We start from the raw sequence: 21,840 nt of genomic DNA on the forward strand, positions 1-21,840 counted from the left end.
ATTGTTTCAATCGTTCCGCCCGGTCAGATCAGGCGGATTTCCTTCAGGCGCTCGGTCAGGAAGTCCTCGGCCAGAATGGTCTTGCCCGCATAGCGGTCCGGGTTTTCCGGGGTGATCGTCGACGGCAGGGTCTCGATCGGGAAGTCCGGGTTGAAGTGCAGGAAGAAGGGCGTCGAATAGCGGGCGAAGCCCCGACGCTCGGGGACCGGATTGACCACGCGGTGCGTCGTCGACGGCAGGACGTGGTTGACCAGCCGTTGCAGCATGTCGCCGATGTTGACCACCAGCGCCCCCGGCGGCGGGGCGATGTCCAGCCACTCTCCATCCGAGTCCTTGAGCTGGAGCCCGGCCTCTTCGGCGCCCAGCAGCAGGGTGATGACGTTGATGTCCTCATGGGCGCCCGCGCGCACGCCCTCGGCGTCGGCCGGGATCGGCGGATAGTGCAGCAGGCGCAGCACGCTGTTGCCCAGCTGGACCTTGTCCTCGAAATAGGTGTCGTCCAGCTTCAGATAGCGGGCGATGGCCTTCAGGATGCGGCGGCCCAGTTCGTCCAGCCCGTCGTACAGGCCGTAGACGTGCTGCTGGAAGCCCTCGACCTCGGTCGGCCAGACGTTGTCGCGCATGTATTTGCGATAGGGGTGGCCCTCCGGCAGTTCGCGGCCGGTGTGCCAGAATTCCTTCAGGTCGACCGCCTTGGCGCCCTTGGCCGCCTCGACGCCGAAGGGGGTCAGGCCGCGCGCCCCGCCGGTGCCGGGCTGGTGGTACTGGCGCTTCACGTCTTCGGGCAGGGCGAAGAAGGCCTTGGCGTCGCCCACGGCGGCGTCGATCAGCCCCTGATCCAGACCATGATCGGCGATGACGGCAAAGCCGTAGCGTGAAAAGGAGGCGCCCAGAGCGTCCGAAAAGGCCTGAAAGTCGGCATCATAGTCCTTCATCGACACCGGGACGATGGCGCGGGTCTTGGCCTGATCTTCGGCGGAGACGGCGGTGAGGGAAGAGGTCACTGTGAAATCAGCCTCTGTGATGGTGAGTATGGCGGCCCTCATACGCCCAATGGGCGCGAAAGGGCAGATGGGACAATTGGCGCCTTTGGTCCCAGGTCAGTCCTGCGGGATCACCGCCCGGATGACGCGCGCCGAGGACGGCCGTCCGGCGATGCCCCGGCGCGGATCGACCACCACGCGCAGGTCGCCGCCGGAATAGGTCACCGACGAGCGCTGCCCCTCGATGACGGTGATGCTGCGCAGCCGGTCCAGGAAGGGGCGGGCGCTGGGCGAGCGGGCGATGCGGACCACGGCGTCGGTGGTGACGATCAGCGCCTCGATGCACAAGGCCTCGGATTCCTGGCCGTCCACATTGATGCGGACCAGCCGGCCCATCGCCTCGGAGACCAGTCCGCTGCGGCGCGCCATCAGATTGAACATCTGCACCGGCCCCAGCGACGGCGGCGCCAGACTGACCGGCGGCCCGGCCAGCGACACCGGCGAGCCGCCGGGCGTCCGCGTCGTATAGACGGTGATGCCGCCCCCGGCGGTGACGCGCAGCACCTGATCGCCGGCGTCGTTGCGATAGATGGTGTCGCCGCGCGGCGCCGAGGACGGACGCAGGGCCCAGGTCTCGGTCGAACGCTCGAACCGCAGCAGGGTCAGCGACCCGGCCTGATCCAGCACAAAGGCCTGCCCCGCCTCCGAGACATAGCGGCCGGGCGGCGGGGTGGTGCGAATGACGGACTGGTCGCGGATCGCCCGGCTCTGCTCGGCCTGGGCGTTGGAACGCGTCTGAGCCTGCGCCTCGGCCGCTGCGATCCCGCAGGCCAGGACGATGGCCAGTCCGGCCGTTGCCCCGCTGCGGCGCCAGGCGCGCACGCAGACGCTCCCCGCGACACGAGGCGTCGCGAGGAGGACGGCAGGCGGATTCTCCGCCACGGCTTGGACCGCAGACCTCATGCTTTCAGAGGTGATATGCGCGAACGGCGGATTTTGGGCGAACGCGGCTTATCCAACCAGGTACTGCCCGCCGTTGAGCGACAGGGTGCAGCCTGTGACATATCCGGCACGCTCGCCCGACAGCCAGGACACCATGTCGGCGATCTCCTCGCCCTTGCCCAGGCGACCGACGGGGATCTGGGCCACGATGGCGTCCAGCACCTTCTGGTCCATCGCTCCGACCATTTCGGTGTCGATATAGCCCGGGGCGATGCAGTTGACCGTCACGCCCTTGCGCGCGTTCTCCAGCGCCAGCGCCTTGGTGAAGCCGATCATCCCGGCCTTGGCGGCGGAATAGTTGGTCTGGCCGATCTGGCCCTTCTGGCCGTTGATCGAAGAGATGTTGACGATGCGGCCGAAGCCCCGGTCGCGCATGCCGTTGATCACCTGGCGCGTCATGTTGAACACGCTGTCCATGTTGACGCGAATCACGTCGGACCACTGATCGGCGCTCATCTTGTGGAAGAAGCCGTCGCGGGTGATCCCGGCGTTGTTGACCAGCACGTCGATTGGGCCCAGCTGCGCCTCGACTTCCTGCACGGCGCGGGCGCAGTCGTCGAACGAGCCGACGTTGCCCTTCACCACCATGACGCCCAGTTCGCGGGCGGTGGCCTCTGCGGCCTCGGTGTTGCCGGAATAGCCGGCCGCGACCTGAAACCCGTCTTCCTTCAGTCGTTGAACGATCGCCTTGCCGATGCCCCGGGTGCCCCCGGTGACGAATGCGGTACGCGTCATGACGTCTCCCTGTCCTGTGCGGCGGCCGTCGTGGTCGCGACGCCGTCCGCCTCCCTTGGACGCCAGCCTTAGCGCGGCGCGCGTCGAACGAGAAGACGGGGTTACGCCGTCGCGGCCATGCGGCCCATGTCGATGACGAAGCGATAGCGCACGTCCGACCGCTCCATCCGTTCATAAGCCTGGTTGATCTGGTCGGGGGCGATCACTTCAATATCGCACACGATCCCGTGTTCGCCGCAGAAGTCGAGCATCTCCTGAGTCTCGCGGATCCCGCCGATCAGCGAGCCGGCGATGCGGCGGCGGCGCCACAGCAGGGGCATGGCGAAGACCGGCAGTCCCTCCGTCGTCAGCCCCAGCATGACCATGGTCCCGTCACGCGCCAGCAGATTGACGTGGCTGGCGATCTCATGCGTGGCCGAAACGGTGTTGATGATCAGGTCGAACTGTTCGGCCGCCGCCTTCATGGCGTCTGCGTCCGAGTTGATAAGGAAGTGGCGGGCGCCCATCCGCTCGGCGTCGGCCTTCTTGCGGTCCGAGGTCGACAGCACCGTCACCTCGGCGCCCAGGGCGGCGGCCAGTTTGACCGCCATATGGCCCAGGCCGCCCAGGCCGATCACCGCCACCTTCGAGCCCGGCCCCACGCCCCAGGTCTTAAGCGGGGACCAGGTGGTCACGCCCGCGCACAGCAACGGCGCTGCCGCATCCAGCGGCAGGCTGTCGGGTATGTTCAGCACGAAGGCCTGATCGACGGTGATCCTGTCCGAATAACCGCCCTGGGTGATCGTCTGGCCGACGCCTGCGCCCTTGAGGTCGCGCGAGCCGTAGGTCTGGGTCATGCCCGGTTCGCAATACTGCTCCAGCCCCTCGCGGCAGGCCGAACAGGTCCGGCAGCTGTCCACCATGCAGCCGACGCCGACGCGGTCGCCTTCCTTGAAGCGCGTGACGTTCGCGCCGACCGCCGTCACCACCCCGGCGATCTCATGACCCGGCACGATGGGATAGCGCGTTCCGCCCAGATCGTTCTTCACCACATGCAGGTCCGAGTGGCAGACGCCGCAGTATTTGATCTCGATCGCCACGTCGTCCGGCCCCGGATCGCGGCGCTCGAAGCTATAGGGGCTCAGCGGCTGGTCGGCGGCGGTCGCGGCGAAGGCGCGTGTGGCGATGGGCATGGATTCAGTCCTTCAGCTTGGCGTCCCGGAGTTGGGCGATCAGCGCCTGGGCCGCCGCCGGGTTCCGCACCTTGGCCCCCGAGATAAAGTAGGCGAAGACATCGCCCCGCCCGGCCCAGCCGCGCGCCTGTGCCGCCACCGCGTCCAGCTCGCCCGAGGTCATGCCCGTCGGCTCGTCCTCGCGGCTGGACATCAGCCGGGCGTAGGTAAAGTCCGCCGTCGCCTCGTCGATCTGGGGCCAGGTCGGCTCCTCGTCATCGACCGCATAGACGATGGCCGCGCCATACTGGCGCGCCAGATCATAGAACTGTTCGGTGGCGAAGGTCGGGTTGCGCACTTCCAGCGCGTGGCGCAGCCGCACGCCGCCCTTCTCCTTCGGCAACAGCTTCAGAAAGCCCTCGAAGTCCTCAGGATCGAACTTCTTGGTTCCCATGAACTGCCAGTTGATCGGCCCCAGCTTGTCGCCCAGCACCGTCAGCCCCTGCGACAGGAACCGCTCAAAGCTCTCGGCGCCGTCGGCCAGAACCTTGCGGTTGGTGCAGTAACGGCTGGCCTTGATCGAAAAGACGAAGCCGTCCGGCGTCTCGTCGCGCCACTTCGCCCAGCTGTCGGGCTTGAAGGTCGAATAATAGGTGCCGTTGATCTCGATCGAGGTCAGCGCCCGGCTGGCGAACTCCAGCTCCCGCTTCTGCACCAGCCCCTGCGGATAAAAGACCCCCCGCCACGGCTCGAACGTCCAGCCGCCCACGCCGATATGGATGGATCCTGTCATGGCCGCGCCTCCTGATGCAGGCCGCTTGATCGCAGAAATCAGCGGCGGCGGCTACGGAAAGCGGATGGTGTGAAGGTCTACGACGGGTGGAAAGCGGACGCCCAATGATACGGCCGATGAAAATATCCGGCTAGCTAATCCGGATCAGAAATATCTGTAAGATCAAAGACGGTAGGGGTCCATCGAGCGAGAATGCGATCTCTTTCCGGGAGAAGGAAAGCTCGTTGCCCCCAGATGGTCACTGCTTGATAGCCCGCTTCCGAGCCGCATCCCACCGACATGTTTTCGAACACTGCAATGCCAGCTAGGCTAGCGTTCCACCGGTCGAGCTCCTCCTTTGTTGCGCTTCTGTCTCCTCGCGAGAACTCTTCGACTGTGATGGCGGGGCTTGCGCTGATTACAATCCTTATGGGGTCGTCAAAACACTTATATTCCCCAACCACCCTCAGGCTGTGGGGCGCTGAGTAGTCCATAAAGGGCGTTACGAAAGGTTGGGTGGCTTGGAGCGCAAAGCCCATGAGTAGAGCGGCGAGTGATGCCGACATGTCAGACCTCCCAACTGTGCGCGTTCAGCCTTATGCGATCTGAAAAGGTCCGCAATGGGTCGTGACGCGAAGTTCGCCTCAATCCAGCTTCCGGACATTGAGCGAGCCAGCCAAACGGGCGACCCCTGCCTCAGCCTGAAACGCAATCTCCCGCCCCGCCGAAGACCACCGCGCGCGGGTTGGGGGGGCGCAGGCGGGCCAGGACGTCGCGGCGGCTGGGCGGGCGGCCCCAGCGGGTGAAGTCCAGGCCGTAGCGCCTCAGCGTCGCCTCATGCGGCAGCCACAGCGAATGGCGCGACAGCCAGGCCGCGCGCGGCGTCGCCTCGCCGGGGATGGTCACCTGGGTCTGAATGTCCGACAGCCCGATCTGGGCGGCGGCGCATTCCAGAATGCCGGGATCGACGCCCCGCGCGGCGTAAAGGGCGCGCAGCCGTCGCGCGCCCCGGGCGATCTCGTCCGGAACGGCCTCGTTCAGCTTTTGATAGTTGGCCTCGATCACCGGCGAGGAGTGGTGAAAGCTGACGAAGCCCGCCCGCTCTATGGTGCGCGTCGCCCCGGCGGCGAAGACGGCGTTGGCGCAGGCGGACGTGCACTGCCCCCGCACCGTCACCGGCAGGCGCCGCGCCAGGATGACCTCGGCCGCATCCAGCGCGGCGTTCTCGTCGCCGCCGCCGCTGTCGATCACCAGCCCCTCGACGCTCTCGTCCGACAGGGCCAGGGCCAGGGCGGCGCCCGAGGCCGGGTTCAGGGCGCCGCGAAACACCACGCGCGGTCCCTCGCGCGACAGCAGCCACTGGGGTCGCGCCGGGGCGGCGGACATGGGCGCTGATGCAGAGGCGGAAGGGGGCGCGGGCGGGGCCGCCGCCGTCTGGGGCGGGGCTGCGGCGATCAGGGCGAAGGTCACGGCGGCGATGAACGACACGGGCCCTCCGGCGCCTTCGTCCCTGCGGGACCGCCACCATGCGCCCGCCGCCCGGCCCATGTCCAAAACAATTCTCAGCACCCCGCCTAATCGCGACGACAGAGGCATGACGGCGCCGTCAGATCAATGCCTCAAGGGGGCTTGGCCGCACCGTCAGCCTGTGCATAGTGATGCTCGACAAACGGAGGTCGGTCATGTTGTTGGCGGTTCTGTTCTACGGTGTTACGGCGCTCGGCGGCCAGACGCAGGCCAAGCCTGCGCCCCCTTCCAACCATCAGGTCATCCGGCCCAGCGACGACCGGGCCGATCCGACCATGTGGCGCTTTCAGGACATGGACGATCGGCGGGCCATCGACGAGATGCGCCGTGAGCGCGTCCGCCTGAACTACGAAGCCGCCGTCATCAACCAACGCTGGCTGCTGGCCGATGAACTGGACAGGCTGATCGCCGCCAATGAATGCGGCCAGGCGACCGAACTGGCCCAGCGCGCCGGCTATCGCGATATCCGCGAAGGCGTCGCCAACGCCTGTCAGGCCAGGGCCGGGGCCAGCTCCTAAGGCTTCATCGCCGATTTCGCGTTCGAGCGTGGCGGTTCGCCGCCTGCGGGGCTATAGCGCCAGCCTGACCGGAGTGCTGTGCGCGTGTTCGACCTGACGCCTGAAATCATCGCCCTGTTGGGCGTCGCGTCGGTGATCGCCGGCTTCATCGACGCCATCGCCGGAGGCGGGGGGCTGATCTCGCTTCCGGCCCTGCTGTCGGTGGGCCTGAACCCGGTCGCCGCCATCGCCACCAACAAGGTTCAGGGCAGCGTCGGCACGGCCAGCGCCCTGTGGAATTTCTGGCGCAAGGGCCGGGTGGATTTCCGCCTGATCCGTTGGCCTCTGGCGCTGGTGGCGGTCGGGTCGGGACTGGGCGCCTTCGCCGTGACCCTGGTGGATACGCGCTGGCTGATGATCCTGCTGCCGGTCCTTTTGATCGGCATCGCCCTTTATTTCCTGCTCGGACCCAAGGCGGCGGACGAGGACGCCCACGCCCGGCTGACGCCGCTGGCCTACGCCTTTGTGGCGGGCGGGATCGGCTTTTACGACGGCTTCTTCGGGCCGGGGACGGGGTCGTTCTTTGCGCTGAGCCTCGTCATGCTGCTGGGCATGGGGCTGACGCGGGCGACGGCGCATACCAAGGCGCTGAACCTGATGAGCAATGTCGTCGGCATCGTCGTCCTGGCCGTCGGCGGCCATATTGTCTGGGCGCTGGCCGGGATCATGGCGGTGGGTCAGTTCATCGGCGGGCGGCTGGGTTCGCACGCGGCCATGCGCTTCGGCCCGCGTCTGATCCGACCCCTGCTGGTGGTGATTTCGCTGGCCATGACGGCGCGGCTGCTGTCCGACCCCGCCAATCCGCTGCGGGCCATGATCGCGGGCTGGCTGGGTCTTTAATAGGCGCAGTCGCGATAGACGCGGCTGATGTCGCCGCCCCATTCGCCGTTGTACAGTTCCAGCAGGCGATCGGCCGAGGTCACGCCGCTGTCGGCGATGTCTTCCAGTTCGGTGATGTAGCCCCGCTCGTCCACCATGCCGCCGCTGAAACGAGCCCGGTTCTTCAGGCCCTGTTTGGCGATGTTGACCATGTCGACGGCCACGTCGCGCACGCTGCGGCCGCCCACTTCAGCCTTCAGGCCCAGCCGCGTCACGTCGCGGCGCAGACGCTCGTGGTCGGCGATGTCCCAGTCCTTGCACAGGTCCCACGCCGCCGCCAGCGACGGCGCGTCGTACAGGATCCCGGCCCAAAGGGCGGGCAGGGCGCAGATGCGGCTCCACGGCCCGCCGTCGGCGCCGCGCATCTCGAGATACTGTTTCAGCCGCACCTCGGGGAACAGGGTGGTCAGGTGGTCGGCCCAGTCCTGCGCCGTCGCCCGGTCGCCGGGCAGGGCGTCCAGCTTGCCTTCGATGAAGGCGCGGAACGACTGGCCCGACAGGTCGACATAGGTCTCGCCGCGCTTGGCGAAATACATCGGCGCATCCAGCGCATAGTCGGCGTAGCGCTCATAGCCGAAGCCGTCCTCGAACACGAAGCCCAGCATGCCGGTGCGGTCCGGGTCGGTGTCGGTCCAGACGTTGGCGCGCGCCGAGACGAAGCCGTTCGGCTTGCCCTCGGTGAAGGGGCTGTTGGCGAACAGGGCCGTGGCGATGGGCTGCAGCGCCAGCGACGTGCGGAACTTCATCACCATGTCGGCTTCGCTGTCGAAGTCGAGGTTCGCCTGGATGGTGCAGGTGCGCAGCATCATATCCAGGCCCAGCTTGCCCTTCTTGGGCATATAGGCGCGCATGATGTCATAGCGGCCCTTGGGCATGACGGGGATGTCCTCGCGCCGCCACAGGGGGTCGAAGCCCAGCCCCAGGAAGCCGAGATTCAGCTGGTCCGCGACCTGCTTGACCTCCATCAGGTGCTGGCCGGTCTCGTTGCAGATGTCGTGAATGTCCTTCAGCGGGGCGCCGGACAGTTCGAACTGTCCGCCCGGCTCCAGGCTGATCGAGGCGCTGAAGCCTTCGGCGTTCTTGCGCTCCAGGGCGATGACGTGGTCGCCCTCCAGCACCGGCGTCCAGCCGAAGCGCGTCAGCCCGTCCAGCATGGCCTTGATGCCGCCGGGGCCGTCATAGGCGGGGCGGCGCAGGGTCGACTTGTCGAAGCCGAACTTCTCGTGCTCCGCGCCGATGCGCCATTGGTCGCGGGGCTTCTCGCCCTTCGACATGGCGTGGATCAGCTGGTCTCTGGAAAGGGGCGCCGTGTCGGACATCTGTAACCTCTGCTGTCGCGGCTAGATGGGCCAGCCAGCGGCCGGGCTCAAGGGGGGCGGCGGAAACTTCTAACGATCCCAGTCGCCGACCGCCGCCTGCCACAGGGTCATGGCGGCGATGGCGGCCGTGTCGGCCCGCAGGATGCGCGGCCCCAGCGAGACGGCGGTGGTGAAGGGCAGGGACCGCAGCCGCTCGCCTTCTTCCGGCGAGAACCCGCCCTCCGGCCCGATCAGTATGGCCCACCGACCCTCTCCCTCCCCTTCATGGGGAGGGTGGTCGCCCCCGGGCTTCGCCAAAGGCGAATCCGAGGACAGGCTCTGCGACCGGGTGGGGAGGGTCGAAGCCGTCGCCCCCACCCCGTCGCCGCTGCGCGCCGACGACCCTCCCCACAAGGGGGAGGGAGAAAACGGCGTCAACGCGGTGATCGCGGGCGCGCCGCCTGTCTCGTCGCAGAACATCAGCCGACGCCCGTCCTCCCAGCCGTCCAGCAGGGCGTCCAGCTTCACCGGATCATCCACCACCGGCACGTCCAGACGGCCGGTCTGCTCGGCGGCTTCCTCGGCGATGGCGTCCAGCCGGTCCAGCCGCAGACGGTCGGCGTTGGTGCGGTGGGTCAGCGCCAGCCGCACCCGCTTGGCGCCCAGTTCGGCGGCCTTTTCGACGATGGTCTCGACGCGCGCCTTCTTCACCACGGCCACGATCAGTTCCAGATCGGGGCCATAGGTCTGCGGCCGTGTCTGCTCTTCGGCGCGCAGGATGACGCCTTTTTTCAGCACCTCGGCGACGCTGACGCGCCACTCGCCGTCGCGACCGTTGAAGACCAGCAGTTCGTCGCCCGCCTTCAACCGCATCACCTGCGTCAGATAGCGCGACTGGTCGAGCGTGGGCGCCACGGCGGCGCCGGGGGCGAGGTCGCCCTGAACATGAAGACGGATCATGGCGTCTGCATATCGCGCTTTCGCAGTCGCGACCAACCTCGGCGATCGACTGAATTTGCCGGGAACGCGGCCGTTCCGCCCGCGTTCGTCTGTCATGTTCACAACCTTGGCCGTTGCGGCGCGCGATCGAAAACGTCTGGCCGAGATTTCCGGCGTCGCCGCCCGCTTCGGGCTTGAGGCCGTGCTGCTGCGCCTCGGCCTCGGCGGCGGGGGCGCGGACGAGACGGACGGGCCTGAGCCCCTGTCCCGCCGCACCCGTCAGGCGCTGGAGGCGCTGGGGCCCACCTTCGTCAAGCTGGGCCAGATTCTGTCCACCCGCTCGGACCTGCTGCCCGCTGACTGGATCGCCGAGTTCGAACAGCTTCAGAGCGCCGGTCCCACCCTCGACTTCGAGGCGCTGCGGCCCGAGGTCGAGGCCGCTCTGGGCGGGCCGCCGGAACAGGTCTTCGCCCGCTTCGACGCGGAGCCGCTGGCCGCCGCCTCCATCGCCCAGGTGCACCGCGCCGCCCTTCACAATGGGACCGAGGTGGTGGTCAAGATCCGCCGCCCCGGCGTGCGTCCGCGCGTTGAGGCCGACCTGCGCCTGATCGCCGAACTGGCTCGCCGCGCCGAACAGTCCAGCGCCGAGATCGCCCGCTATCGCCCGCGCGCCCTGATCGCCCAACTGACCGAGGCCATGCTGGACGAGCTGGATTTCACCACCGAGGGCCGCAACGTCGACCGCTTCGCCGCCGACTTCGCCCGCAACCGTGATGTGGTCATCCCCGCCGTCTATTGGGAACACACGACCGACAGCGTGCTGGTGCAGGACTATCTCGACGGCGTTGCGCCGATAGACGCCGCACGGCTGAGGGCGGCGGGCGTCGATCCGCATCGGCTGGCTCGCGTCGGCGCCGAGGCCGTGCTGGACATGGTGCTGGTCAACGGCCGTTTTCACGCCGATCCGCACCCCGGCAACCTGCGCGCCCTGCCGGGCGACCGGGTGGGACTGCTGGACTTTGGCATGGTCGGGACGGTGACCCCGCGCCGCCGCGCCGAGCTGATCAGCTTCGTCCAGTCCCTGGCCGCCGGCGACGGCGCCCGCATGGCCGAGGTGCTGGCCGACTGGACCGAGGGGACGGACGTCTCGCGCCCCAGCCTGACCGCCGGGGCCGAGCGGCTGATCGCGCGCCACGGTCAGGGCGCGGTGGACCTGCCCGCCATCGTCGCCGATCTGATGGGGCTGATGCGTCAGGAACGGGTGGCCGCCCCGCCTGATCTGGTCCTGATCCTCAAGGCGCTGGTGACCATCGAAGGCGTGCTGTCGCGCGTCGATCCCGACTTTGATCTTGTGCAGACGATGAAGGGCGCCTGGAGCCGCGCCCTTTTTTCCAGCCGCAGCCCGGAAGACCTTCGCAACCGCCTGATCGGCGCCCTTCTGGACCTGTCGGCAGCCAGCGACGACCTGCCCCGCCTGATCCGCGCCGCCTCGCGCCGCCTGACGGCCGAGCCCGCCACGACTGCGACTTCGGACAAGGAAACCGCCCGGTCGATCGTCTCGGCCGGGCGGTGGATCGCCGCTTCGATTGTCATCTCAGGCGCTCTGATCGCGGGCGCGCTGCTGTTGCGCTGATTACAGCGTCCGCGCGATCAGCAGCTTCATGATCTCGTTCGTGCCGCCGTAGATGCGCTGGACGCGGGCGTCCTTGTACAGCTGGGCGATCGGATATTCGGTCATGTATCCATAGCCGCCGAAGAGCTGCAGCATCTCGTCGATGGTCTCGCCCTGAATGTCCGTCACCCAGTATTTTGCCATCGAGGCCGTGGCGGCGTCCAACTGGCCCTTCAGGTGCAGAGCAATGCAGTGGTCGACGAAGACCTTGGCCACGGTCAGCTTGGTCTTGATCTCGGCCAGTTTGAACTGGGTGTTCTGGAAGTCGATGACCCGCTTGCCGAAGGCCTTGCGCTCCTTGACGTAGGTCAGTGTCGCCTCCAGCCCGCGCTCGGCGGCGGCCACGCCCTGAACGGCGATGTTCAGACGCTCCTGCGGCAGCTGCTGCATCAGCTGGACGAAGCCCTGTCCCTCAGTCCCGCCGATGATGTTATCCAGCGGGACCTTCACGTCGTTGAAGAACAGCTCGGAGGTGTCGTTCGCCTCCATGCCGATCTTGTGCAGGTTGCGGCCGCGCTCGAAGCCTTCTGCTCCATCGGTTTCGAGGCAGATCAGGCTGGTGCCCTTGGCGCCTTCGGCCGGGTCGGTCTTGGCGACGACGATGATGAAGTTGGCCAGCTGGCCGTTGGTGATGAAGGTCTTGGAGCCGTTCAGGACATAGTGGTCGCCCTGCTTCACGGCGGTGGTCTTGACGCCTTGCAGATCCGACCCGGCGCCCGGCTCGGTCATGGCGATGGCGCCGACCAGTTCGCCCGACTGCAGGCGCGGCAGCCAGCGCGCCTTCTGCTCGGCCGTGCCGTAGTGCCAGATGTAGGGCATGACGATGGCGTTGTGCAGCGAGATGCCGAAGTGGTCCGCGCCCTTCCAGCCCAGTTGGCGCATCAGCACGACCTCGTGCCGATAGTCGCCGCCGAAGCCGCCGTCCTCTTCCGGCAGCGACAGGCCCAGCAGGCCCGCATCGCCTGCCGCATTCCACAGCCCGCGCGGCACCGAGGAGGCGGCGATCCACTGCTGGAACTTCTCTTGCGGCGCGTGCTCCTCGATCCATTTGGCGACGGAGTCGGAGAAGAGGACGATCTCCTCTTCGCGCATGAAGTCGGGTTCGGGGCTGCCTAGGACGTTCATGAAAGGCGATCCTGCTTTCTCCCTCCCCTTCATGGGGAGGGTGGCTGAGGCCGTCAGGCCGAAGCCGGGTGGGGGCGGCAAGGCAAGGCAGACTCTCTGTGGCGGAGGGACGGGCGCGGCGTGTGTCTCGCCATGCCCTCCCCACCCGGTCGTCGCTACGCGCCGACCACCCTCCCCATGAAGGGGAGGGAGAAGTTCATGCTCAGAACGCCTCGGCGGGCATCTGCATCAGCACCTCGGCGCCGGACTTCAGCTTCTTCAGGTGCGCCCCGGCGTCGGGCAGGATGCGCTCGACGAAGTAGCGGCCGGTCATCAGCTTGTTGGCGTAATAAGGATCGGCGTCCCCGGCCGCGATCTTCTCTTGCGCCGCCTTGGCCATCTGGGCCCACAGGAAGGCGTAGGCCGTCAGGCCGAAGATGTGCAGGTAGTCGGTCGAGGCCGCCGCCGCATTGTCCGGGTTCGCCATGCCGTTCTGCATCAGCCACATGGTGGCCTCCTGCAGCTTCTTCTTGGCGTCGGCCAGGCCGTCGACGAAGGGTTTGCTGGCCTCGTCATCGCCGTTCTCGCTGACGAAGGCGTCGATGTCGGCGAACCAGCTCATGATGGCGCGGCCGCCGTTGGCGGGCAGCTTGCGACCCACCAGATCCAGCGCCTGAATGCCGTTGGTGCCTTCATAGATCATGGTGATCCGCGCATCGCGCAGATACTGCGAGGCGGGGAAGTGCTCGGTATAGCCCGAACCGCCGTGGACCTGCATCGCCAGAGAGGCGACGTGGAAGCCCTTGTCGGTCAGATAGGCCTTCAGCACCGGCGTGATCAGGCCCATGTAGTCCTTGGCCTTGGTGGCGACGGCTTCATCGGCGGCCTTCTGCAGGTCGGCCTGCAGCGCGGTCCACAGGATGAAGGCGCGGCCGCCTTCGACGAAGGCCTTGGCTTCCAGAAGCATGCGGCGCACGTCCGGGTGGACCATGATCGGGTCGGCCGGGCCGTCTGGGTTCTTCGGTCCGGTCAGGCTGCGGCCCTGCAGGCGGTCGTTGGCGAACTCGACGGCGGCCTGATAGGCGGCGTCGCCGATGGCCAGACCCTGCAGGCCGGTGCCCAGACGCGCCTCGTTCATGACCACGAACATATTGTTCATGCCGCGGCCTTCTTCGCCGATCAGCCAGCCCTTGGCGTTTTCATAGGCCATGACGCAGGTGGCGTTGCCGTGGATGCCCATCTTGTGCTCGAGACCGGCGCAGGCCACGCCGTTGCGCTCGCCCAGCGAGCCGTCCTCATTCACCAGGAACTTCGGCACCACGAACAGGCTCAGGCCCTTGATGCCCGGAACCGCGCCTTCGACGCGGGCCAGCACCGTGTGGATTATGTTGTCGGCGAAGTCGTGCTCGCCCGCCGAGATCCAGATCTTCTGGCCGGTGATCGAATAGGAGCCGTCGTCGTTCTTGACCGCCTTGGTGCGGACCATGCCGAGGTCCGTGCCGCACTGCGGCTCGGTCAGGTTCATGGTGCCGGTCCATTCGCCCGACGCCATCTTCGGCAGATACTTCTGCTTGATCTCGTCCGAGGCGCTGGCCTCGATGCCGTGGAAGGCGCCGCTGGTCAGGCCCGGATACATGGAGAAGGCGGCGCTGGCGGCGGCGGTGAACTGGCCCACCGCGCTCGACACCACCGAGGGCATGCCCTGACCGCCGAACTCGGTGCTAAAGCCCAGCGAGGGCCAGCCCGCCTCGACCATCTGGTGATAGGCTTCCTTCCACCCCTTGGGCGTCGTCACCACGTCGCCGTCGATGTGACAGCCTTCCAGATCGCCGGGACGGTTGATCGGGGCGATGACCTCTTCGGCGAACTTGCCGCCTTCCTCGATGATCTGGTCGATCAGGTCGCGCGACAGATCGGCGTCGGGCAGCTGGTTGCCGTAGTTCTCGACCTGCAGAACGTCATGCAGGACGAAGGACAGGTCGCGGACGGGCGCCTTATAGGTCATGGGATCACGCTCTCGCTTTGAAGGTCAGGAAATGGTCGTCGGGGTCGTTGAGACGCTCGCTCAGCAGGCTGGCGTAGGCCTCAGCGCCCGGCAGAAGGTCGGGGCGGTGTTCGCTCAGGGTCTTTTCCATCCAGGCGCAGGCGGCCTCGGCCGTCTCGATGGCGCCTTCGATGTCTTCGAGCTGCTGCTTCAGCGCCTCGATGCGGGCGCGATGGCGGGGCAGGGCGATGGCCATCTGATGGACGTTGTGGTCCTTCTGGTCATACAGATCCAGCATCTCCTGGATCTCGACCAGGGTGAAGCCGATGCGGCGGCCACGCATGATCAGCTTCAGCCGGGCGCGGTCGCGCGGGCCATAGACCCGCGTCTGCCCCTTGCGCGATGGCGTCAGCAGGCCCTTGTCTTCATAGAAACGAAGGGCGCGCGCGGTCGCGCCGAACTCACGGCATAGCTGCCGTATGGAATAGGTGCGATGTTCGTCTGCGATCGACATGGCCTCGTCATAACTTGACGCGGACGTAAAGGGAAGCTTTTCGCGTGACGGCTACGAACTTGTGAACGGCTCAAAAGAAAAGGCCGCGACCGGGGACGGGTCGCGGCCTTCGTATTCGCAGGCCCTCAGGGGGAGGGGGAGAAGCGGGCCTGCAAATCGGATCGGGAAGGAGCGTCGGCTCAGCGGCGACGCAGCCACAGCACCGGCGCCGTAATGGCGATCAGGAAGACGTTGGTCAGGCTCAGGCCCAGGTCCAGGTTGAAGGCGTGGACGCCCAGGGCGATCGCCTCCAGCACCAGCAGGCCCGCCGCCGCTGTCAGCAGCAGCGGGCGGCCGAACCGCCATGAAACCAGCGGCGCCAGCATCATGACCGCCAGCGCCATCTCGGCGACGCCGACGCCGCGCACGAAGGTTTCGCCGACCAGGGCGGGCCACTGCATCAGGACGATCAGATTCTCCATCGGCTCGGACAGCTTGGCGTAGCCGGCGGCGAGGAAGAACATGGCGATCCAGCCCTGGAACGTCCAAAGCGCGATGTTCAGATAGTCGGCGCGGGCGCGCGCCTGATGGGGCGTCAAGGTGGTCGTCGTCATGGCCGTAACCGTTAATTTGCAACAGTCACAAGATCAGTTCTTGTAGCCGCTTTTCAAGCGCTGGAAACAATCTGTGATCACGGTGGCGGAAGGTCGTGGCGACAGAGGGGCTGAAACCACAATTCCCCGTAACCCAGCCGGGATCATTCGCCTCTAAGCCGAGCCGTATTTCGAGTCAACGGTCGATGACATCAATTGATGACTTAGAGGCTCCAGGCCGCCTTCGCCGTCTCCAGCCGGGCCAGTTTGCTCTTCAGCGGCGCCCAGTCGTCGGCGGCGTCAATGGCGCTCCACAGGGCCTCGACCTCGTCGATCAACAGCTCTTCAGGTTCGGGCGCGGCGAACATCGGATGCTCCAGCCGCTCAGGCCGGTCGGGCTCATGCTCCATCAGGGCGAAGCGGAAGGCGTCGAAGGCCTCGCCCTGATAGGTCTTGCCGCGCACCCCGCCCAGCGCCCGCGCCGCCGAGCTGAAACCGCCGAACCAGTCGAAGAAGAGCGGCTCCCAGCGCAGGGCCTCCTTCTTCTCGCGCGCCAGCGCCAGGGTCGCGTCCAACAGCCGCTGGTCCGCCGCCTCGCCCAGGCTCTGCACCCCCAGCCGGTTCAGGAAGGCCGCCCGCAGATGGCGGATATAGGCCGGGCCGAAGGCGTTCAGCGCCGTCGCCAAGGACTCCGGCTCGGCGATCAGTTTCAGACACCCCGCCAACTGGGTCAGGTTCCAGAACACCGCCTCCGGCTGGCGCGCGAAGGCGTAGAGGCCGTTCTGGTCGAAATAGGCGGCGGTGAAGCCCGGCTCATAGTGCGGCAGGAAGCGCCACGGGCCATAGTCGAAGCTCTCGCCGGTGACGTTCAGATTGTCGGTGTTCAGCACCCCGTGCACGAAGCCCGCCGCGATCCATTTCGCCGTCAGCGCCGCCGAGGCCTCCACCACCGCGCCCAGAAAACCCGCCGCATCGCCCGGCGCGACCGCCGGATGATACAGGCTGCGCGCGTGCTCCATCAGCGCCTCGATCTGGTCCTTGCGCCCATAGTATGCGGCGCGCTGGAAGGTCCCGAAGCGGATATGGCTGTGCGACAGCCGCACCATGACGGCCGAGCGCGTCGGCGACGGCTCGTCGTGCCTCTCCAGATCCTCGCCCGTCTCGATCAGCGACAGGATGCGGCAGGTCGGAACGCCAAGGCTCTCCAGCATGGCCGCCGCCAGCGCCTCGCGCACCCCGCCCTTCAGCGTCAGTCGCCCGTCCGCATGACGTGACCACGGCGTCTGGCCTGAGCCTTTGGTCCCGAGGTCGAGAAGGCGGGGATTTTGGTTTTCCCTATCGCCTTCCTCGCGGAGGGAGGCTGCTTGAGGGCGTTTGGAGTCCTTGTCGTCTTGAGGGACTTCTCTCATCTGCGCCGCCAGAAAGCCGCGCCCGTCGCCGATCTCGGGATTGTACACGCGGAACTGGTGGCCGTGGTAGCGCATGGCCACGGGGCCGGGCTGGCCGGGCAGGGGCTCGAAACGGCCGAAATGGGCGACCCATTCGGCGTCGCTCAGCGTCTCCAGCCCCACCGTCGCCGCCGCCCGGTCGTTGCGCAGGCGCAAGATCGTCTGCGGGAAGTCGGCCGACTTCACGGCGTCGCCGTAGTCGGCGCCCAGTTCAGAAAAGCGGGGTTCGGGGCGATAGGCGGGGGAGACGGGCATGGGCCGCAGATGCCCCTTCGCCGCGCATTTCGCAACCGCGAGGCCGATCCGGCGTGGCGGGGTTGAACCTTACGGCCCGATCCGTATTTTCACCGGCAGAGATCAGGCCCCGCGCGACATCGCCCAGGGGTCAGGCTGGCGCCGCCTTGCGTGCGAATCCGGTCCGGCGTCCGTCGATAACCTGACGCCACGACAGACCCTCTCACTGTTTCGGAGACCTTCGTGGCCAGAAAACACACGCTCGCCTTTCTCAAGACCGAGGCCGGTTCCGGCGCCGTCCTCGGCTTCGCGGCTCTTGCGGCGCTGATCGTCGCCAACTCGCCCTGGTCGGCCGATTATTTCGGCTGGCTCAAGAGCGTTCACGCCGTCCAGATCGGGCCTCTGCGGCTGGAGGAGACGGTGTCCGACTGGATCAAGGAAGGCCTGATGGCGGTCTTCTTCCTGATCGTCGGTCTGGAGATCAAATACGAAGTTCTCAAGGGCGAACTCAGCAATCCCAAGAAGCTGGCCCTGCCCATCCTGGCGGCTCTGGGCGGCATGGCGGTTCCGGGCCTGGTCTATCTGGCCGTCGCTGGAACGCTGGGCGGACCGCATCAGGGCTGGCCCATTCCGCTGGCCACCGACATCGCCTTCGCCCTGGCCGTCTTCGCCGTGGTGGGGCGCAGCCTGCCTGCGTCGCTGCGCGTCTTCCTGCTGACCCTGGCCATCGTCGATGATCTGGGCGCCATCGCCCTGATCGCCATCCTGTTCAGTCAGGGCGTTCAGTGGGTTCCGCTGCTGGTGGCGCTGGGCGTCATCGCCGTCTTCGCCGTGCTGGGCCGCCGCCGGATGGCCGCCGCCTTCTGGGTGCTGGGCTTCGCCGCCGTCTGGTATCTGACGGTGCTGTCCGGCCTGTCGACGTCGCTGACGGCCGTGGCCTTCGCCCTGATCGTGCCGGTCGATCCGCGCCGCGAGACGTCGCAGAGCCCGCTGAAGGACGCCATGCACGACCTGCACCCCTATGTGGCCTATCTGGTCCTGCCGCTGTTCGCCTTCGCCAAGGCGGGCGTCTCCTTCGCCGGCCTGTCGCTGGAGCAGGCTTTCGCCCCCCTCGTCATCGCCATCGCGCTTGGTCTGTTCATCGGCAAGCAGGTCGGCGTCTTCGGCGTGGCCTGGCTGGCGGTCAAGCTGGGTCTGGGCGACAAGCCGTCCGGCGCGGGCTGGATGCAGATCTACGGCGTCAGCCTTTTGTGCGGCATCGGCTTCACCATGAGCCTGTTCATCGGCGTGCTGGCCTTCCCCGGCGCCGTGGACTCCGTCGAGCAGATCGAGGTCAAGCTGGGCGTCATCGGCGGCTCGCTGCTGTCCGGTCTGGCTGCGGCCGTGATTCTGTCGTTGGCCGACGCAGCGCAGAAGAAAAGACGCCATTTGAAATCAGTCGCTTCGGCTGAGTGATCGCTGATAACATTGACCTAACGTCAGTATATTTGTCGCTTTATCGCCACAGGTGAGGCGAGGGTGAGGGAAATTATCGTTCCTCAGGTGGCCTTTGCTTGTCGGTGACTCGGGCATGGACTACCCCTTTGTGCTGAGAACCCGCGCCGTTCAATGAGCGCGGATCATCAGGGACAGGAATCGCGCGCGGCCGCGAAATGCGGCCGGGCCCACAGAGTCGGGGAGCCGCCTTATGCGTTTGAACCACATCCTTCGCTGCACCGCTTCGGTCGCCGTCGTCGGCGTCGCAGCCTTCGGCTTCGCGGGGGCCGCCGCCGCCCAGGACGGGCCGACCACGGTCGACGACATCATCGTCACCGCCCAGAAGCGCGAGCAGAGCCTGCAGGACGTGCCGATCGTGGTCACCACCCTGTCGCAGGCGGCGCTGGAAGGCGCCGGGGTCCGCGACATCAAGGATCTGCAGATCCTGACGCCGGGCATGACCGTGACCTCGACCCAGTCGGAAACCGCCACCACCGCCCGTATCCGCGGCGTCGGCACTGTGGGCGACAACCCCGGCCTGGAAAGCTCGGTCGGCGTGGTGATCGACGGCGTCTACCGCTCGCGCAACGGCGTCGGCTTCGGCGATCTGGGCGAACTGAGCCGCATCGAGGTGCTGAAGGGGCCGCAGGGCACCCTGTTCGGCAAGAACACCTCGGCGGGCGTCATCAACATCATCTCCGAGGCGCCGTCCTTCACGCCGGGCTTCGAGGCCGAGGCCACCTACGGCAACTTCGGCGCCTGGGGCATCGCCGGCTCGGTCACCGGCCCGCTCAGCGACAAGGTCGCCGGCCGCCTCTACATGGCCAAGCGCGAGCGCGACGGCTTCTACGACGTCGTCACCGGCGCCGGCCCGCGTCAGGAAACGGACGACCAGAATCAGAACTTCTGGACCGCGCGCGGCCAGCTGCTGATTCTGCCGTCGGACGACATCTCGATCCGCCTGATCGCCGACTATTCCAAGCGCGATGAATACTGCTGCGTCTCGACCCAGGTTCGCACCGGCCCGACCGTGGCCTTCATCAATGCGGTCGGCGGTCAACAGGCCGCCCCGGCGCCGGGCTTCGGCGAGCTGCCCTTCTCGCGCACGGCCTACGCCAACCGCGGCACCGGCCAGACCATGGAAGACATGGGCTTCTCGGCCGAAGCCAACATCGACATCCCGTCGTGGAACGCCACCTTCACCTCGCTCAGCTCCTGGCGGAACTGGTCGGGCGTCAACGGCATGGACCTCGACTACACCACCGCCGATCTGCTCTATCGTCCGCACGACGGCGGCTACGGCTTCGAGCTGGACAACCTGACCCAGGAAGTCCGTCTGGCCGGCGCCACGGATCGTATCGACTGGCTGGTCGGCGCCTTCATGACGCGCGAGATCATCAACCGCGACGACAGCTACTGGTACGGCGCGGGCTACACGCCCTTCATGTCGCTGTTGATCTCCAGCCAGCTGAACGCCGGTTCGAGCGCCATCCCGATCAGCCCGAACATCGTCGGCTGCCTGACCCGTCCGGGCACGACGGCGCAGTTCCTGACCGGCTGTCTGGCGACCGGCGGCATGGCGCCTTCCGGCCCGACGGCGCCGACCGGCCCCGGCTTCGGCACGGGCCATGGCGTTCAGGACCACTACCGTCAGACGACGGAATCCTTCGCCATCTTCACCAACAACACCCTGCATCTGACCGACAAGTTCGATGTCACCCTGGGCCTGCGCTACACGCTGGACGACAAGAGCCTGACGGGCGTCCAGGACAATCTGGGGACCAACGGCGCGGCCTGCGGCGGCGCTCTGGGCAACATCGCCGCCATGACCGGGGCCCTGATGGGCGCGGGTCTGCCTCAAGCGACCGCTCAGGCTACGGCCGGGCGTCTGGCCTCCAACCTGTGCCTGCCCTGGGCCAACCCCATGTTCGACAACCGTCGCATCGGCGAAGGCCACAGCAACGGCGAGTTCAGCGGCACGGTGAAGGGCAGCTATCGCTTCAACGACAGCGTCATGGCCTACGCCTCTTACGCGCGCGGCTATAAGTCGTTCGGCTATAACATGGACCGGGTGCAGGGACCGACGGCGGCCAATCCGCTGCCGATCAACCCCAGCAACTCCCTGCTGTTCCCGTCCGAGACGGTCGACAGCTTCGAGATCGGGCTGAAGAACACCCTGTTCAACCGCTCGGTGCTGTTCAACATCACCTACTTCAATCAGAAGTTCGAGGATTTCCAGCTCAACACCTTCCTGGGCACGGCCTTTGTGGTCGAATCCATTCCTGAGCTGACCTCCAGGGGCGTCGACGCCGACTTCGTCTGGTTCACGCCGGTCCAGGGCCTGTCGTTCAACGGCGGCGTGACCTACACGGACACCAAGTACGGCGACTTCACCGCCGCCGACCTGGCCAACCCCGGCAACTTCCCGCAGCTGTCGCTGCTGCCGGGCGCCCGCGCTTCATTTGCGCCGGAATGGTCGGCCACGGCCGCCGTGGCGTTCGACCGTTCGATCGGTTCGGGGATGAAGGTGGGTCTGAACCTGTCGGCGAAGTACTCGACCGAGTTCAACACCGGCTCGGACCTGCTGCCGTACAAGATGCAGGACGCCATGACCCTGCTGAACGGCCGCATCACCCTGGGCGCCGAAGACGACCGCTGGGCGCTGGACCTGTGGGCCCAGAACCTGACGGACGAAGAGTACAAGCAGGTGGCCATCAACGCCCCGCTGCAAGGCTCGGCCTTCCAGACCACGGTCCAGCCGAACGGCACCTATTACAACCCGGCGCTGGACACCCAGACCTACAACGCCTTCATGGGCCAGCCGCGCACCTACGGCGTGACCCTGCGCGTCCGCTACTGATCTAAGCGGAGCGTCTGACAATAGGGGCGGGCCGGAGCGATCCGGCCCGCCCTTTTTCTTACGGCGCGCGCTCGCGCCCACGAAAAAGCCCCCGGCCATGCGACCGGGGGCTTTCCTGTCTTCAGCGCTTGAG

The 21,840-nt window shown here is 66.9% G+C and carries 18 protein-coding genes; 5 read left to right on the forward strand and 13 right to left on the reverse strand.

Features of this window, described 5'->3' with window-relative positions; genetic code table 11:
- Positions 1 to 23 precede the first annotated feature (23 nt).
- The 6 genes from D1604_RS11055 to D1604_RS11080 form a co-directional block, all read right to left on the reverse strand.
- Positions 24 to 1,046, reverse strand: a complete 1,023-nt coding sequence (locus tag D1604_RS11055; protein WP_119413321.1) for an isopenicillin N synthase family dioxygenase — start codon at positions 1,044 to 1,046, stop codon at positions 24 to 26.
- A gap of 54 nt (positions 1,047 to 1,100) precedes the next feature.
- Entirely contained in the window at positions 1,101 to 1,865 is a 765-nt protein-coding gene (locus tag D1604_RS11060) for a DUF4908 domain-containing protein (protein ID WP_233552051.1), read from the reverse strand.
- Positions 1,866 to 1,994: 129 nt separating this feature from the next.
- On the reverse strand, positions 1,995 to 2,720 hold the full coding sequence (phbB, locus tag D1604_RS11065; RefSeq protein WP_003169616.1) for an acetoacetyl-CoA reductase: 726 nt from the start codon (positions 2,718 to 2,720) through the stop codon (positions 1,995 to 1,997).
- Positions 2,721 to 2,821: 101 nt separating this feature from the next.
- On the reverse strand, positions 2,822 to 3,892 hold the full coding sequence (locus tag D1604_RS11070; RefSeq protein WP_119413323.1) for an NAD(P)-dependent alcohol dehydrogenase: 1,071 nt from the start codon (positions 3,890 to 3,892) through the stop codon (positions 2,822 to 2,824).
- Between the two features lie 4 nt (positions 3,893 to 3,896).
- Positions 3,897 to 4,664 (reverse strand): DUF72 domain-containing protein, encoded by a 768-nt coding sequence (locus tag D1604_RS11075; RefSeq protein WP_119413324.1) that lies wholly within the window; start codon positions 4,662 to 4,664, stop codon positions 3,897 to 3,899.
- 675 nt (positions 4,665 to 5,339) lie between these two features.
- Entirely contained in the window at positions 5,340 to 6,131 is a 792-nt protein-coding gene (locus D1604_RS11080) for a hypothetical protein (protein WP_119413325.1), read from the reverse strand.
- 194 nt (positions 6,132 to 6,325) lie between these two features.
- Between D1604_RS11080 and D1604_RS11085 the strand changes: the two genes are divergently transcribed.
- On the forward strand, positions 6,326 to 6,688 hold the full coding sequence (locus D1604_RS11085; protein ID WP_119413326.1) for a hypothetical protein: 363 nt from the start codon (positions 6,326 to 6,328) through the stop codon (positions 6,686 to 6,688).
- An 84-nt stretch (positions 6,689 to 6,772) separates the two neighbouring features.
- Complete coding sequence (locus D1604_RS11090; RefSeq protein WP_119413371.1) at positions 6,773 to 7,567, forward strand: TSUP family transporter; 795 nt, start codon at positions 6,773 to 6,775, stop codon at positions 7,565 to 7,567.
- Here D1604_RS11090 and D1604_RS11095 read toward each other — a convergent pair.
- Together D1604_RS11095 and D1604_RS11100 are read right to left on the reverse strand one after the other, a co-directional pair.
- A complete protein-coding gene (locus tag D1604_RS11095; protein WP_119413327.1) occupies positions 7,564 to 8,925 on the reverse strand; it encodes a glutamate--cysteine ligase in 1,362 nt (453 codons plus the stop codon). The two genes, D1604_RS11090 and D1604_RS11095, sit on opposite strands and share 4 nt — an antisense overlap.
- 69 nt (positions 8,926 to 8,994) lie before the next feature.
- A complete protein-coding gene (locus D1604_RS11100) occupies positions 8,995 to 9,864 on the reverse strand; it encodes a 16S rRNA (uracil(1498)-N(3))-methyltransferase (RefSeq protein ID WP_119413328.1) in 870 nt (289 codons plus the stop codon).
- A gap of 94 nt (positions 9,865 to 9,958) precedes the next feature.
- On the opposite strand from D1604_RS11100, the gene D1604_RS11105 reads away from it, so the two are divergent.
- Positions 9,959 to 11,476, forward strand: coding sequence for an ABC1 kinase family protein (locus D1604_RS11105; RefSeq protein ID WP_119413372.1), 1,518 nt, complete (start codon positions 9,959 to 9,961; stop codon positions 11,474 to 11,476).
- Here the strand turns inward: D1604_RS11105 and D1604_RS11110 are convergent, their stop codons facing one another.
- The 5 genes from D1604_RS11110 to D1604_RS11130 form a co-directional block, all read right to left on the reverse strand.
- Positions 11,477 to 12,640 (reverse strand): acyl-CoA dehydrogenase family protein, encoded by a 1,164-nt coding sequence (locus D1604_RS11110; RefSeq protein ID WP_119413329.1) that lies wholly within the window; start codon positions 12,638 to 12,640, stop codon positions 11,477 to 11,479.
- A gap of 202 nt (positions 12,641 to 12,842) precedes the next feature.
- The gene (locus tag D1604_RS11115) at positions 12,843 to 14,624 is read right to left on the reverse strand and encodes an acyl-CoA dehydrogenase C-terminal domain-containing protein (RefSeq protein ID WP_119413330.1); all 1,782 of its coding nucleotides are present in this window, start codon (positions 14,622 to 14,624) and stop codon (positions 12,843 to 12,845) included.
- 4 nt (positions 14,625 to 14,628) lie between these two features.
- Positions 14,629 to 15,117, reverse strand: a complete 489-nt coding sequence (locus tag D1604_RS11120; protein ID WP_024354523.1) for a MerR family transcriptional regulator — start codon at positions 15,115 to 15,117, stop codon at positions 14,629 to 14,631.
- Positions 15,118 to 15,296: 179 nt separating this feature from the next.
- On the reverse strand, positions 15,297 to 15,710 hold the full coding sequence (locus D1604_RS11125; RefSeq protein ID WP_119413331.1) for a DoxX family protein: 414 nt from the start codon (positions 15,708 to 15,710) through the stop codon (positions 15,297 to 15,299).
- A 203-nt stretch (positions 15,711 to 15,913) separates the two neighbouring features.
- Positions 15,914 to 17,392, reverse strand: a complete 1,479-nt coding sequence (locus D1604_RS11130) for a protein adenylyltransferase SelO family protein (RefSeq protein WP_119413332.1) — start codon at positions 17,390 to 17,392, stop codon at positions 15,914 to 15,916.
- A 222-nt stretch (positions 17,393 to 17,614) separates the two neighbouring features.
- Here D1604_RS11130 and nhaA point away from each other — a divergent pair, with 222 nt between their 5' ends.
- Together nhaA and D1604_RS11140 are read left to right on the forward strand one after the other, a co-directional pair.
- The gene (gene nhaA / locus D1604_RS11135) at positions 17,615 to 18,826 is read left to right on the forward strand and encodes a Na+/H+ antiporter NhaA (RefSeq protein ID WP_119413333.1); all 1,212 of its coding nucleotides are present in this window, start codon (positions 17,615 to 17,617) and stop codon (positions 18,824 to 18,826) included.
- Between the two features lie 232 nt (positions 18,827 to 19,058).
- A complete protein-coding gene (locus D1604_RS11140; protein ID WP_119413334.1) occupies positions 19,059 to 21,707 on the forward strand; it encodes a TonB-dependent receptor in 2,649 nt (882 codons plus the stop codon).
- Positions 21,708 to 21,840: the final 133 nt, after the last annotated feature.

This window comes from Brevundimonas sp. LPMIX5 (assembly GCF_003576505.1).
Taxonomy (GTDB): Bacteria; Pseudomonadota; Alphaproteobacteria; order Caulobacterales; family Caulobacteraceae; genus Brevundimonas; species Brevundimonas naejangsanensis.